The following is a 15974-nucleotide window of genomic DNA, read 5'->3' on the forward strand; positions in this document are numbered from 1 at the left end:
CGAATCACGTCATGCGCGCCTCGGGCGCCTCCAGGAACTCAAGGGGACAGCGTGTCCACGGTGAACGAAGAGAAGTACCTCGACTACCTGCGTCGGGCCACGGCGGACCTCCACGAGGCCCGCGGCCGCCTCCGCGAGCTGGAGGCGAAGGCGGGCGAGCCGGTGGCGATCGTGGGCATGGCCTGCCGCCTGCCGGGCGGTGTCGCCTCGCCGGAGGACCTGTGGCGGCTGGTGGCGGGTGGCGAGGACGCGATCTCGGAGTTCCCGCAGGACCGCGGCTGGGACGTCGAGGGCCTCTACGACCCGGACCCGGAGGCGACGGGCAAGACCTACGCCCGCGAGGCCGGATTCCTTTACGAGGCGGGCGAGTTCGATGCCGACTTCTTCGGGATCTCGCCGCGCGAGGCCCTCGCCATGGACCCGCAGCAGCGGCTCCTCCTGGAGGCGTCCTGGGAGGCGTTCGAGCACGCCGGGATCCCGGCGGCGACCGCGCGCGGCACGTCGGTCGGCGTCTTCACCGGCGTGATGTACCACGACTACGCCACGCGGCTCACCGACGTCCCGGAGGGCATCGAGGGGTACCTCGGCACCGGCAACTCCGGCAGCGTCGCCTCGGGCCGGGTCGCGTACACGATGGGCCTGGAGGGCCCGGCGGTCACGGTCGACACGGCCTGCTCGTCCTCGCTGGTCGCCCTGCACCTCGCCGTACAGGCCCTGCGCAAGGGCGAGTGCGACATGGCCCTCGCCGGCGGCGTCACGGTCATGTCGACGCCCAGCACCTTCGTGGAGTTCAGCCGGCAGCGCGGACTGGCCCCGGACGGCCGGTCGAAGTCCTTCTCGTCGACGGCGGACGGCACGAGCTGGTCCGAGGGCGTCGGCGTCCTCCTCGTCGAGCGCCTGCCGGACGCGCGCCGCAAGGGTCACCGCGTGCTCGCCGTGGTCCGGGGCACCGCCGTCAACCAGGACGGTGCGAGCAGCGGTCTTACGGCTCCGAACGGGCCGTCGCAGCAGCGCGTGATCCGGCGGGCGCTCGCCGACGCCCGCCTGACGACCGGCGACGTGGACGTCGTCGAGGCCCACGGCACGGGCACACGCCTCGGCGACCCGATCGAGGCCCAGGCCCTCATCGCCACCTATGGGCAGGGCAGGGACGGCGAACAGCCGCTGCGGTTGGGATCGTTGAAGTCGAACATCGGGCACACGCAGGCGGCCGCCGGTGTCTCCGGCGTCATCAAGATGGTGCAGGCGATGCGCCACGGCGTCCTGCCGAAGACACTCCACGTGGAGAAGCCGTCGGACCAGGTGGACTGGTCGGCGGGCGCGGTCGAGCTGCTGACCGAGGCCATGGCGTGGCCGGAGAAGGGCGACGGCAGCCTGCGGCGGGCGGCGGTCTCGTCGTTCGGCGTGAGCGGGACGAACGCGCACGTGGTGCTGGAGGAGGCCCCGGACGTCGAGTCGCTGGGCGCCCCGGCTGACGGGCCGTCGGCCGTCGGCGGTGTGGTGCCGTGGCTGGTGTCCGCGAAGACCCCGGCCGCGCTGGACGCGCAGATCGGGCGCCTCGCCTCGTACGCGGACGGTCGTACGGACGTCGACGCGGTTGCGGTGGCGCGCGTACTGGCCGGTGGGCGTGCGGAGTTCGAGCACCGGGCCGTCGCGATCGGTGCCGGTCGGGACGGCCTCGCACAGACCTTGACCGATCCGGAAGGGCTGATACGCGGCACGGCCTCCGACCTGGGCCGGGTGGCGTTCGTGTTCCCGGGGCAGGGCACGCAGTGGGCCGGGATGGGTGCTGAACTCCTCGATGTGTCGGAGGAGTTCGCGGCGGGGATGGCCGAGTGCGAGGCCGCGCTCGCTCCGTATGTGGATTGGTCGCTTGAGGCCGTCGTCCGGCAGGCGCCCGGCGCGCCCACGCTGGAGCGGGTCGACGTCGTCCAGCCCGTCACCTTCGCCGTCATGGTCTCCCTCGCCCGGGTGTGGCAGCACCACGGTGTGACGCCGCAGGCCGTCGTCGGGCACTCCCAGGGCGAGATCGCCGCCGCGTACGTCGCCGGTGCGCTGAGCCTGGACGATGCCGCCCGTGTCGTGGCCCTGCGCAGCAAGTCGATCGCCGCGCACCTCGCGGGGAAGGGCGGCATGCTCTCCCTCGCGCTGAGCGAGGACGCCGTCCTGGAGCGACTGGCCGGGTACGACGAACTCTCCGTCGCGGCCGTCAACGGACCGACCGCCACCGTCGTCTCCGGCGACCCGATACAGATCGAGGAACTCGCCCGCGTCTGCGAGGCCGATGGGATTCGTGCGCGGATCATCCCCGTCGACTACGCCTCCCACAGTCAGCAGGTCGAGATCATCGAGGACGAGCTGGCGGAGGTCCTCGCCGGGCTCACCCCGCAGGCGCCGCGGGTGCCGTTCTTCTCGACGCTCGACGGCACCTGGATCACCGAACCCGCCCTCGACGGCACCTACTGGTACCGCAACCTCCGCCACCGCGTCGGCTTCGCCCCCGCCGTCGAGATGCTCGCCGCGGAAGAGAACTTCACCCACTTCGTCGAGGTCAGCGCCCACCCCGTCCTCACCATGGCCCTCCCCGACACCGTCACCGGCCTCGCCACCCTCCGCCGCGACGAGGGCGGCCAGGAGCGTCTGGTCGCGTCGCTCGCCGAGGCGTGGGCCCACGGCCTGCCCATCGGCTGGGACTCCCTCCTCCCCGCCGTCACCTCCCACCCCGACCTGCCCACGTACGCCTTCCAGCGCCGCCACTACTGGCTCCACGACTCCCCCGCCGTCCAGGGCTCCGTCCAGGACTCCTGGCGCTACCGCATCGACTGGAAGCGCCTCACGACCGGCGAGCCGACCGTGCTCTCCGGGCGCTGGCTCGTCGTCACCCCCGAGGACCGCTCCTCCGAGGCGGCCCCGGTGCTCGCCGCGCTGTCCGGCGCCGGCGCCGAGCCCGTACAGCTGGACGTGTCCGCGCTGGGCGACCGGCAGCGGCTCGCGGAGGCGCTGGACGAGGTCCTGGCGGCGGCCGGTGGAGCCGTCGACGGCGTCCTCTCGCTCCTTGCGTGGGACGAGCGCGGCCACCCCGGTCACCCCGCCCCCTTCACGCGGGGCACCGGCGCCACCCTCACTCTGGTGCAGGCACTGGCGGACACCGGCGTCGGCGCCCCGCTGTGGTGCGTCACCCGCGGCGCGGTGTCCGTCGGCCGGGCCGACCACGTCATCTCCCCCGCCCAGGCCATGGTGTGGGGCATGGGCCGGGTCGCCGCCCTGGAGCACCCCGAGCGGTGGGGCGGACTGATCGACCTGCCCTCGGACGCCGACCCGGCGGCCCTGGACCGGATGGCGATGGTCCTCGCCGGCGGTACGGGCGAGGACCAGGTCGCCGTACGCGCGTCCGGGCTGCTCGCCCGCCGTCTGGTCCGCGCCCCCCTCGCCGCCCACGGCACGGCCTCGCCGTGGTGGCGGGCCGACGGCACCGTGCTCGTCACCGGCGCCGACGAGCCGGCGGCCGCCGAGGCCGCCCGCCGGCTGGCCCGGGACGGAGCGGCACACCTCCTCCTCCATACCGACCCCTCCGACCCCTCCGACACCGCCGACGCGGACCTCGCCGGACTCGTCGCCGAACTCGCGGACCTGGGCGCGGCGGCCACCGTCGTGACCTGCGACCTCACGGACGCGGACGCGACGGCCCGACTGCTGGCCGCCGTCCCCGACGAGCACCCGCTCGGCGCCGTGCTCCACCTGCCGCCCACGGTCGAATCCGACCCGCTGACCGCGACCGACCCGGACGCCCTCGCCCGCGTCGTGACCGCGAAGGCCACCGCCGCGCTGCACCTGGACCACCTGCTGCGGGAGGCCGCGGCGACCGCAGGGCCCGGACACCGTACGCCCGCCCTCGTCCTCTTCTCCTCCGTCGCCGCGATCTGGGGCGGCGCAGGTCAGGGCGCGTACGCCGCCGGTACCGCGTACCTCGACGCCCTCGCCGGCCGGCACCGGGCCGAAGGCCCCACTGTGACCTCCGTGGCCTGGAGCCCCTGGGAGGGCAGCCGCGTCACCGAAGGGACGACCGGCGAGCGGCTGCGCCGCCTCGGCCTGCGGCCCCTCGCCCCCGCGACGGCGCTCACCGCCCTGGACACCGCGCTCGGCCACGGCGACACCGCCGTGACGATCGCCGACGTCGACTGGTCGAGCTTCGCGCCCGGTTTCACCACGGCCCGGCCGAGCACCCTCCTCGCCGACCTGCCCGAGGCGCGCCGCGCACTCGACGAGCAGCAGACGACGACCACCGACGACACGCACCTGAGCCGCGAGCTCGCCGGCCTCACCGCCGCCGAACAGCAGCACCGCATACAGGAGTTGGTCCGCGAGCACCTCGCCGTGGTCCTCAACCACCCCTCCCCGGAGGCCGTCGACACCGGGCGGGCTTTCCGTGACCTCGGCTTCGACTCGCTGACGGCGGTCGAGCTCCGCAACCGCCTCAAGAACGCCACCGGCCTGGCCCTCCCGGCCACCCTCGTCTTCGACTACCCGACCCCCCGGACACTCGCGGAGTTCCTCCTCACGGAGATCCTCGGCGAGCAGGCCGGTGGCGCCGAGCCGGCACCCGTGGACAGCGGCGCCGTCGACGAGCCGGTCGCGATCGTCGGCATGGCCTGCCGTCTGCCGGGCGGTGTCGCCTCGCCGGACGATCTCTGGCGGCTGGTGGCGGGGGGCGGGGACGCGATCTCCGGCTTCCCGCAGGACCGCGGCTGGGACGTGGAGGGCCTGTACGACCCGGACCCGGACGCGTCCGGGCGGACGTACTGCCGCGCCGGCGGATTCCTGGACGACGCGGGCGAGTTCGACGCCGACTTCTTCGGGATCTCGCCGCGCGAGGCCCTCGCCATGGACCCGCAGCAGCGCCTCCTCCTCGAAACCTCCTGGGAGGCCGTCGAGGACGCCGGGATCGACCCGACCTCCCTGCGGGGACAGCAGGTCGGCGTCTTCGCGGGCACCAACGGCCCCCACTACGAGCCGCTCCTCCGCAACACCGCCGAGGACCTGGAGGGCTACGTCGGTACGGGCAACGCCGCCAGCATCATGTCGGGCCGCGTCTCGTACACGCTCGGCTTGGAGGGCCCGGCGGTCACGGTCGACACGGCCTGCTCGTCCTCGCTGGTCGCCCTGCACCTCGCCCTGCAGGCCCTGCGCAAGGGCGAGTGCGGGCTGGCGCTCGCCGGCGGCGTGACGGTCATGTCGACGCCCACGACGTTCGTGGAGTTCAGCCGGCAGCGCGGGCTCGCGGAGGACGGCCGGTCGAAGGCGTTCGCCGCGTCGGCGGACGGGTTCGGCCCGGCGGAGGGCGTCGGCATGCTCCTCGTCGAGCGCCTCTCGGACGCGCGCCGCAACGGCCACCGGGTCCTTGCGGTCGTGCGTGGCAGCGCGGTCAACCAGGACGGTGCGAGCAATGGCCTTACGGCTCCGAACGGGCCGTCGCAGCAGCGGGTGATCCGGCGGGCGCTCGCCGACGCCCGCCTGACGACCGGCGACGTGGACGTCGTCGAAGCCCACGGCACGGGCACACGACTCGGCGACCCGATCGAGGCCCAGGCCCTCATCGCCACCTACGGGCAGGGCCGGGACGGCGAACAGCCCTTGAGGCTCGGGTCGTTGAAGTCCAACATCGGGCACACGCAGGCCGCCGCCGGTGTCTCCGGCATCATCAAGATGGTCCAGGCGATGCGCCACGGCATCCTGCCGAAGACACTCCACGTGGACAGGCCCTCGGACCAGATCGACTGGTCGGCAGGCACGGTCGAACTCCTCACCGAGGCCATGGACTGGCCGGAGAAGGGCGACGGCGGACGGCGCCGGGCAGCGGTCTCTTCCTTCGGCATCAGCGGCACGAACGCGCATGTCTTACTGGAGGAGGCCCCGGCCGCCGAGTCGCTGGGCGCCCCGGGCGACGGGCCGTCGGCGGGTGTGGTGCCGTGGCTGGTGTCCGCGAAAACCCCGGCCGCGCTGGACGCGCAGATCGCGCGGCTCGCCTCGTACGCGGACAGCCGTACGGATCTGAACGCGGGTTCCGTGGCACGCGTACTGGCCGGCGGACGTGCGGAGTTCGAGCACCGCGCAGTCGCGATCGGCGCCGGACGCGAGGACTTCGCGGGGGCGCTGGACGCGCCCGAGGGGCTGGTCCGGAGTGTGACGTCGGGTGTGGGTCGGGTGGCGTTCGTGTTCCCGGGGCAGGGGACGCAGTGGGCCGGGATGGGCGCCGAACTACTCGATGTGTCGGAGGAGTTCGCGGCGGGGATGGCCGAGTGCGAGGCTGCGCTCGCTCCGTACGTGGACTGGTCCCTTGAGGCCGTCGTCCGGCAGAGCGAGGGTGCGCCCACCCTGGAGCGGGTCGACGTCGTCCAGCCCGTCACCTTCGCCGTCATGGTCTCCCTCGCCCGCGTCTGGCAGCACCACGGCGTGACCCCGCAGGCCGTCATCGGACACTCCCAGGGTGAGATCGCCGCCGCGTACATCGCCGGCGCGCTGAGCCTGGACGACGCCGCCCGTGTCGTGGCCCTGCGCAGCAAGTCGATCGCCGCACACCTCGCAGGCAAGGGCGGCATGCTCTCCCTCGCCCTCAGCGAGGACGCCGTCCTGGAACGACTGGGCGCCTTCGACGGGCTGTCCGTGGCAGCGGTCAACGGGCCCACCGCCACGGTGGTGTCGGGTGACCCCGCACAAATCGAAGAGCTTGCCCGCGTCTGCGAGGCCGACGGGGTCCGCGCGCGGATCATCCCCGTCGACTACGCCTCCCACAGCGCCCACGTCGAGATCATCGAGAAGGAACTCTCCGAGGTCCTCGCCGGACTCGCCCCCCAGACGCCGCGCGTACCGTTCTTCTCGACGCTCGACGGCGGCTGGATCACCGAGCCCGCCCTGGATGGCGCGTACTGGTACCGCAACCTCCGCCACCGCGTCGGCTTCGCCCCCGCCGTCGAAACCCTCGCCACGGACGAAGGCTTCACCCACTTCGTCGAGGTCAGCGCCCACCCCGTCCTCACCATGGCCCTCCCCGACACCGTCACCGGCCTCGCCACCCTCCGCCGCGACCAGGGCGGCCGGGACCGCCTCGTCACCTCCCTCGCCGAAGCCTGGGCCAACGGCCTTCCCATCGACTGGAGTTCCCTCCTCCCCGCCACGGCCGGCCACCACCCCGACCTCCCGACGTACGCCTTCCAGACCGAGCGCTACTGGCCGCAGCCCGACCTCTCCGCCGTCGGTGACATCACCTCCGCCGGTCTCGGGGCGGCCGAGCACCCGCTGCTCGGCGCGGCCGTCCCGCTCGCGGACTCCGACGGCTGCCTGCTCACGGGGAGCCTTTCCCTCCGTACGCATCCCTGGCTGGCCGACCACGCGGTGTCCGGCACCGTGCTGCTGCCGGGAACGGCGTTCGTGGAGCTGGCGTTCCGGGCCGGGGACCAGGTCGGCTGCGATCTGGTCGAGGAGCTCACCCTCGACGCTCCGCTCGTCCTGCCCCGTCGCGGCGCGGTCCGCGTGCAGCTGTCCGTCGGCGCGAGCGACGAGTCCGGCCGCCGTACCTTCGGCCTCTACGCGCACCCCGAGGACGCGCCGGGCGAGGCGGAGTGGACGCGGCACGCCACCGGTGTGCTGGCGGCCCGTTCGCAGCGCACCCTTCCCGTCGCCGACACGGAGGCCTGGCCCCCGCCGGGCGCCGAAACGGTGGACGTGGACGGTCTGTACGAGCGCTTCGCGGCGAGCGGCTACGGCTACGGCCCCCTCTTCCAGGGAGTCCGCGGCGTATGGCGGCGCGGCGACGAGGTGTTCGCCGACGTGGCCCTGCCGGCCGAGGTCGCCGGCGCCGAGGGCGCGCGGTTCGGTCTCCACCCGGCGCTGCTCGACGCCGGGGTGCAGGCGGCCGGCGCGGGCGGGGCGTTCGGCGAGGGCACACGCCTGCCGTTCGCCTGGAGCGGGATCTCCCTGTACGCGGTCGGCGCCACCGCCCTCCGGGTGAGGCTGGCCCCGACCGGGCCGGACACGGTGTCCCTGAGCGCGTCCGACGCCACCGGGCAGCCGGTGTTCGCCGCGGACTCCCTCACGGTGCTTCCCGTCGACCCCGCGCAGTTGGCAGCCATCAGCGACCCGACGCCGGACGCGCTGCACGTCCTGGAGTGGACCGCTTGGGACGGCGGTGCCGCGCAGGCGCTCCTGCCCGGCACGGTCGTGCTGGGCGGCGGCGATGCCGACGGCCTCGCCGCGGCGCTGCGCGCCGGTGGCACCGACGTCCTTCCCTTCCCGGACCTCGCCGCTCTGGCTCAGGCCGTCGACCGGGGCGAGACCCCGGCCCCGACGACCGTCCTGGTGGCCTGCCCCGCTCCCGGCCCCGGTGGGCCGGAGCAGGTCCGCGAGGCCCTGCACGGGTCGCTGGCGCTGATGCAGGCGTGGCTCGCCGACGACCGGTTCACCGACGCGCGTCTCGTGCTCGTGACCCGCGACGCGGTCGCCGCCCGCTCCGGCGACGGGCTGCGGTCGACGGGACAGGCCGCCGTATGGGGCCTGGGCCGGTCCGCGCAGACGGAGAGCCCGGGCCGGTTCGTCCTGCTCGACATCGACGCCGACATCGACATCGACGGCGACGGCGACGGCGACGGCGAGACCATCGCCGAGAGCCTCGCGACCGCCCTCGGCTCCGGCGAGCCGCAGCTCGCCGTGCGGGGCGGCGCGCTCCTCGTACCCCGGCTGGCACGGGCCTCCGCGCCCGCCGCGGCCGACGGCCTCGCCGCTCTGCCGCTTCCCGCCGCTCCGGCCCTCTGGCGTCTGGAGCCCGGTGCGGACGGCAGCCTGGAGAGCCTCACGGCGGCGCCCGGCGACGCCGATGCCCTCGCCCCGGAGCAGCTCGCCCCGGGCCAGGTCCGCATCGCCGTACGCGCCACCGGTCTCAACTTCCGCGACGTCCTGATCGCCCTCGGCATGTACCCCGACCCGGCGCTGATGGGCACCGAGGGCGCCGGTGTGGTCACCGCGACCGGCCCCGGCGTCACGCACCTCGCCCCCGGCGACCGTGTCATGGGCCTGCTGTCCGGCGCGTACGCCCCGGTCGTCGTCGCCGACGCGCGGACCGTGGCGCGGATGCCCGAGGGGTGGACGTTCGCCCAGGCCGCTTCCGTACCGGTGGTGTTCCTGACGGCCGTCTACGCCCTGCGCGACCTGGCGGACGTCAAGCCCGGCGAGCGCCTGCTCGTCCACTCCGCCGCCGGTGGCGTGGGCATGGCCGCCGTGCAGCTCGCCCGGCACTGGGGCGTGGAGGTCCACGGCACGGCGAGCCCCGGGAAGTGGGCGGCCCTGCGCCGCCTCGGCCTGGACGACGCGCACATCGCCTCGTCCCGGACCCTCGACTTCGAGGACGCGTTCCGCACCACGTCCGGCGGAGCCGGCATGGACGTCGTCCTGAACTCGCTCGCCCGCGAGTTCGTCGACGCCTCGCTGAGCCTGCTCGGACCGGGCGGCCGCTTCGTGGAGATGGGCAAGACCGACGTACGCGACCCGGAGAAGGTCGCCGCCGACCACCCCGGTGTCGGCTACCGCGCCTTCGACCTCGGCGAGGCGGGGCCGGAGCGGATCGGCGAGATGCTCGCCGAGGTACTCGCTCTCTTCGAGAGCGGGGTGCTCCGGCACCTGCCCGTCACCACTTGGGACGTCCGCCGCGCCCGCGACGCCTTCCGGCACGTCAGCCAGGCCCGTCACACGGGCAAGGTCGTCCTCACCATGCCGTCGGGGCTCGACCCGGAGGGAACGGTCCTGCTGACCGGCGGCACCGGCGCGCTGGGTGGCATCGTGGCGCGCCATGTGGTGAGCGAGTGGGGTGTGCGGCGCCTGCTGCTCGTGAGCCGTCGCGGCCCGGACGCCCCCGGGGCGACGGAGTTGGTGACCGAGCTGGAGGGTCTCGGGGCCGTGGTGTCGGTGGCCGCCTGCGATGTCGCGGACAGGGAAGGCCTGACCGGCGTACTGGCCGGGATTCCGGCCGAGCACCCGCTGACCGCTGTCGTCCACACGGCGGGCGTTCTGTCGGACGGAACCGTGCCGTCGATGACGACGCAGGACGTGGAGCACGTCCTGCGTCCCAAGGTCGACGCCGCTTTCCTCCTCGACGAGCTGACCTCGACGTCCGCATACGACCTGTCCGCGTTCGTCATGTTCTCCTCCGCCGCCGCCGTCTTCGGTGGCGCCGGCCAGGGCGCGTACGCGGCGGCCAACGCCACCCTCGACGCCCTCGCCTCACGCCGCCGGGCAGCCGGACTCCCCGCCCTCTCCCTCGGCTGGGGCCTCTGGGCCGAGAACAGCGGCATGACCGGCGGGCTCAGCGACACCGACCGCTCGCGGCTCGCCCGTTCCGGGGCGACGCCCATGGACAGCGAGCTGACCCTGTCCCTCCTGGACGCGGCGATGCGCCGCGACGACCCGGCGCTCGTCCCGATCGCCCTGGACGTCGCCGCGCTCCGCGTCCAGGAGAGGGACGGCATGCTGGCGCCGCTGCTCAGCGGGCTCACCCGCGGGTCGCGGCCCGGCGCCACGCCGGCCGCCCGGCGCAGGACCGCCGCCGGCGGCCCCGCCGAGGGCGACACGGACCTCGGCGGGCGGCTCGCCGCGATGACGCCGGACGACCGGGCCGCGCACCTGCGGGACCTCGTCCGTACGCACGTGGCGACCGTCCTGGGACACGGCACCCCGAGCCGGGTCGACACCGAGCGGGCGTTCCGCGACACCGGCTTCGACTCCCTCACCGCCGTCGAACTCCGCAACCGTCTCAACGCCGCCACCGGACTGCGGCTCCCGGCCACCCTCGTCTTCGACCACCCCACCCCCGGGGAGCTCGCCGGGCACCTGCTCGGCGAACTCGCCGCTGCGGCGGGCGGGGCCTGGACGGACGGATCCGGATCCGGATCCGAGGGGGCCGCGCCCGCGACGGACCGGCAGACGACGGCGGCCCTCGCCGAACTCGACCGGCTGGAAGGGGTACTCGCCTCCCTCGCGCCCTCTGCCGGCGGCCGCCCGGAGCTCGCCGCCCGGCTCAGGGCGCTGGCCGCGGCCCTCGGCGACGACGACGCCCCCGACCTGGACGAGGCGTCCGACGACGACCTCTTCTCCTTCATCGACAGGGAGCTGGGCGACTCCGACTCCTGACCTGGCCTGACCCACCCACTCACAGCACTGACACCACCGGCACCACCAGCCCCTCACACACGGAACGGACAGGCGAGAACGGGAGCCATGGCGAACAACGAAGACAAGCTCCGCGACTATCTCAAGCGCGTCACCGCCGAGCTGCAGCAGAACACCAGGCGTCTGCGCGAGATCGAGGGACGCACGCACGAGCCAGTGGCGATCGTGGGCATGGCCTGCCGCCTGCCGGGCGGTGTCGCCTCGCCGGAGGACCTGTGGCGGCTGGTGGCCGGGGACGGGGACGCGATCTCGGAGTTCCCGCAGGACCGCGGCTGGGACGTCGAGGGCCTGTACGACCCGGACCCGGACGCGTCCGGCAGGACGTACTGCCGGTCCGGCGGATTCCTGCACGACGCGGGCGAGTTCGACGCCGACTTCTTCGGGATCTCGCCGCGCGAGGCCCTCGCCATGGACCCCCAGCAGCGCCTGTCCCTCACCACCGCGTGGGAGGCGATCGAGCACGCGGGCATCGACCCGACGACCCTGAAGGGCAGCGGGCTCGGCGTCTTCGTCGGCGGCTGGCACACCGGCTACACCTCGGGCCAGACCACGGCCGTGCAGTCGCCGGAGCTGGAAGGCCACCTGGTCAGCGGCGCGGCGCTGGGCTTCCTGTCCGGCCGTATCGCGTACGTCCTCGGTACGGACGGACCGGCTCTGACGGTGGACACGGCCTGCTCGTCGTCGCTGGTCGCCCTGCACCTCGCCGTACAGGCCCTGCGCAAGGGCGAGTGCGACATGGCCCTCGCCGGCGGCGTCACGGTCATGCCCAACGCGGACCTCTTCGTGCAGTTCAGCCGGCAGCGCGGCCTTGCCGCAGACGGCCGCTCGAAGGCCTTCGCCACCTCGGCGGACGGCTTCGGTCCGGCGGAGGGCGCCGGCGTCCTGCTGGTGGAGCGTCTGTCGGACGCGCGGCGCAACGGTCACCGGGTGCTCGCCGTGGTTCGGGGCAGCGCGGTCAACCAGGACGGCGCGAGCAACGGCCTCACGGCTCCGAACGGGCCGTCGCAGCAGCGCGTGATCCGGCGGGCCCTGGCCGATGCCCGGCTCACCCCGGGTGACGTGGACGTCGTCGAGGCCCACGGCACGGGCACACGCCTCGGCGACCCGATCGAGGCCCAGGCCCTCATCGCCACGTACGGCCGGGAGCGCAGCGACGCACAGCCCTTGCGGCTGGGCGCGTTGAAGTCGAACATCGGACACACCCAGGCGGCCGCCGGTGTCGCCGGCGTCATCAAGATGGTGCAGGCGATGCGCCACGGGCTGCTGCCGAAGACCCTGCACGTGGACGAGCCGTCGGACCAGATCGACTGGACTGCGGGCACGGTCGAGCTGCTGACCGAGGCCATGGCGTGGCCGGAGAAGGGCGACGGCAGCCTGCGGCGGGCGGCGGTCTCTTCCTTCGGCATCAGCGGGACGAACGCGCATGTCGTACTGGAGGAGGCCCGGGCCGCCGAAGACACCCCGGCCGCCGAGCCGTCGGCGGGTGTGGTGCCGTGGATGGTGTCCGCGAAGACCCCGGCCGCCCTCGACGCCCAGATCGGACGACTCGCCGCCTACGCGGACACCCGTGCGGACCTGGATGCGGCCGGGGCGGCCCGTGCGCTGCTCGACGGGCGCACGGCGATGGAGCACCGAGCGGTCGCGATCGGCGACAGCCGGGAGGCCCTGCGGGACGCGCTCCGGATGCCGGAAGGGCTGATACGCGGCACGGCCTCCGCCGTGGGTCGGGTGGCGTTCGTCTTCCCGGGCCAAGGAACCCAGTGGGCCGGGATGGGCGCCGAACTCCTCGACACATCCAAGGAGTTCGCCACCGCCATGACCGAGTGCGAGACCGCATTCACCCCGTACGTCGACTGGTCACTCGAAGCCGTCGTCCGGCAGACGCCCGGCGCGCCCACCCTGGACCGGGTCGACGTCGTCCAGCCCGTCACCTTCGCCGTCATGGTCTCCCTCGCCCGCGTCTGGCAGCACCACGGCATCACCCCCCAGGCCGTCATCGGACACTCCCAGGGCGAGATCGCCGCCGCGTACGTCGCCGGAGCCCTCACCCTCGACGACGCCGCCCGCGTCGTCACCCTGCGCAGCAAGTCCATCGCCGCACACCTCGCAGGCAAGGGCGGCATGCTCTCCCTCGCCCTCAGCGAGAGCGCAGTCCTCGAACGGCTGGTGACCTTCGACGGGTTGTCGGTGGCAGCGGTCAACGGACCTACCGCCACCGTCGTCTCCGGCGACCCGGCCCAGATCGAAGAGCTCGCCCGCGTCTGCGAGGCCGACGGGATCCGCGCCCGGATCATCCCCGTCGACTACGCCTCCCACAGTCAGCAGGTCGAGACCATCGAGAAGGAGCTCTCCGAGGTCCTCGCGGGTCTGACTCCCCAAGCTCCCCGAGTGCCGTTCTTCTCGACCCTCGAAGGCGCCTGGATCACCGAACCCGCCCTCGACGGGGCTTACTGGTATCGCAACCTCCGCCACCGCGTCGGCTTCGCCCCCGCCGTGGAAACGCTCGCCACAGAGCAGGGCTTCACCCACTTCGTCGAGGTCAGCGCCCACCCCGTCCTCACCATGGCCCTCCCCGACACCGTCACCGGCCTCGCCACCCTCCGCCGCGACCACGGAGGCCAGGACAGCCTCGTCAGCTCCCTCGCCGAAGCCTGGGCCAACGGCCTGCCCATCGACTGGGACTCCTTCCTCCCCGCCGCCGCCTCCCGCCCCGACCTGCCCACGTACGCCTTCCAGACCGAGCGCTACTGGCTCCAGGACTCCGCTCCCACCAGCGCCGCCGACGACTGGCGCTACCGCGTCGAGTGGAAGCCGCTGACGACCGCCGGCCAGGCGGACCTGTCCGGCCGGTGGCTCGTCGCCGCCGAGGGCCGGCCCGACGCCGAGCTGCTGGACACGCTGAAGGCCGCCGGGGCGGACGTGGAGGTGCTGGAAACCGGGGCGGACGACGACCGCGAGGCCCTCGCCGCCCGGCTCGCCGGGCTGACGGCCGGTGACGGATTCACCGGTGTCATCTCACTCTTCGACGGACTCACGCCCCTCGTCGCCTGGGTGCAGGCGCTGGGCGACGCCGGAATCAAGGCGCCTCTGTGGTGTGTCACCCGGGGCGCCGTCTCCCTCGGGCGCCACGACTCCCCCGCCGACCCCGACCAGGCCATGCTCTGGGGCCTCGGCCGCGTCGTCGCCCTCGAACACCCCGAACGCTGGGCCGGTCTCGTCGACCTCCCCGCCCAGCCCGACGCGGCTGCCCTCGCCCACCTCGCCACCGCCCTCACCGGCAACACCGGCGAGGACCAGATCGCCATCCGCGCCACCGGACTCCACGCCCGCCGTCTCGCCCGCGCACCCCTCCACGGACGCCGGCCCACCCGCGACTGGCAGCCCCACGGCACCGTCCTCATCACCGGAGGCACCGGAGCCCTCGGCAGCCACGCCGCCCGCTGGATGGCCCACCACGGAGCCGAACACCTCCTCCTCGTCAGCCGCAGCGGCGAGCAGGCCCCCGAAGCCACCCGACTCGCCGACGAACTCCGCACATTGGGCTCGCGTGTCACTGTCGCCGCCTGCGACGTCGCCGACCCCGACGCCATGCGCACCCTCCTCGACACCATCCCCACCGACACCCCCCTCACCGCCGTCCTCCACACCGCCGGAGCGCCGGGCGGTGACCCGCTCGACGTCACCGGTCCCGAGGACATCGCCCGCATCCTGGGCGCGAAGACCCGCGGCGCGCAGGTGCTCGACGACCTGCTCCGCGACACTCCCCTGGACGCCTTCGTCCTGTACTCCTCCAACGCCGGGGTCTGGGGCAGCGGCGGTCAGGGTGTCTACGCGGCGGCCAACGCCCACCTCGACGCCCTCGCCGCCCGGCGCCGTGCCCGTGGCGAGACCGCGACCTCGGTCGCCTGGGGACTCTGGGCGGGCGACGGCATGGGCCGGGGCGCAGACGACGCGTACTGGCAGAGGCGCGGCATCCGCCCGATGAGCCCCGACCGCGCCCTGGACGAGCTGGCCAAGGCCCTGCGCCACGACGAGACCTTCGTCGCCGTGGCCGACGTGGACTGGGAGAGGTTCGCGCCCGCGTTCACGGTCTCCCGCCCCAGCCTCCTGATCGACGGTGTCCCGGAGGCCCGGCAGGCGCTCGCCGCGCCCGTCGCGCCCGCCGGCGCCCCGGCTCCCGGCGACGCCGCGTCGGCGCGCGCCGGGCAGTCGTCGGCGCTGGCCGCGATCGCCGCGCTCCCGGCACCCGAGCACCGGCCCGCGCTCCTCACCCTCGTCCGTACGCACGCGGCCGCCGTACTCGGTCATTCCTCCCCCGACCGGGTGGCTCCCGGCCGGGCCTTCACCGAGCTCGGTTTCGACTCGCTGACGGCCGTGCAGCTCCGTAACCAGCTCTCGGCGGCGGTCGGCAGCCGGCTCCCCGCCACCACGGTCTTCGACCACCCGACGCCCGCCGCGCTCGCCGAGCACCTCCATCAGGAGTACCTCGCGCCGGCCGAACCGGCCCCCACCGACTGGGAGGGGCGGGTACGCCGGGCCCTGGCCGAGCTGCCTCTCGACCGGCTGCGGGACGCGGGCGTCCTCGACACGGTCCTGCGCCTCACCGGCATCGAGCCCGAGCCCGTACCCGGCGGCCCGGACGGCGCCACCGCGGGCCCCGACGCGGAGCAGGAGCCGGCGGCGTCGATCGACGACCTCGACGCCGAGGCCCTGATCCGCATGGCCCTCGGCCCCCGCACCACCTGACGCAGGTCGCCCCCCCC

General features: G+C 74.3%; 2 protein-coding genes. Both read left to right on the top strand.

All coding sequences use genetic code 11. The features are described 5' to 3' along the window. Nucleotides 1–51: 51 nt before the first annotated feature. Nucleotides 52–11172: an SDR family NAD(P)-dependent oxidoreductase gene (locus tag OG357_RS14180; protein WP_329621494.1), complete on the top strand. Its 11121-nt coding sequence runs from the start codon at nucleotides 52–54 to the stop codon at nucleotides 11170–11172. 87 nt (nucleotides 11173–11259) lie between these two features. Then, on the top strand, nucleotides 11260–15957 hold the full coding sequence (locus OG357_RS14185) for a type I polyketide synthase (protein WP_329621495.1): 4698 nt from the start codon (nucleotides 11260–11262) through the stop codon (nucleotides 15955–15957). Nucleotides 15958–15974 lie beyond the last annotated feature (17 nt).

Origin of the sequence: Streptomyces sp. NBC_01255, from assembly GCF_036226445.1 — a bacterium.
In the GTDB taxonomy this organism is placed as follows: Bacteria; Actinomycetota; Actinomycetes; order Streptomycetales; family Streptomycetaceae; genus Streptomyces.

Bases quoted from the DNA above. Each gene is read 5' to 3' on its own strand.
- OG357_RS14185 (WP_329621495.1), top strand. From the start codon at position 11,260: ATGGCGAACAACGAAGACAAGCTCCGCGACTATCTCAAGCGCGTCACC.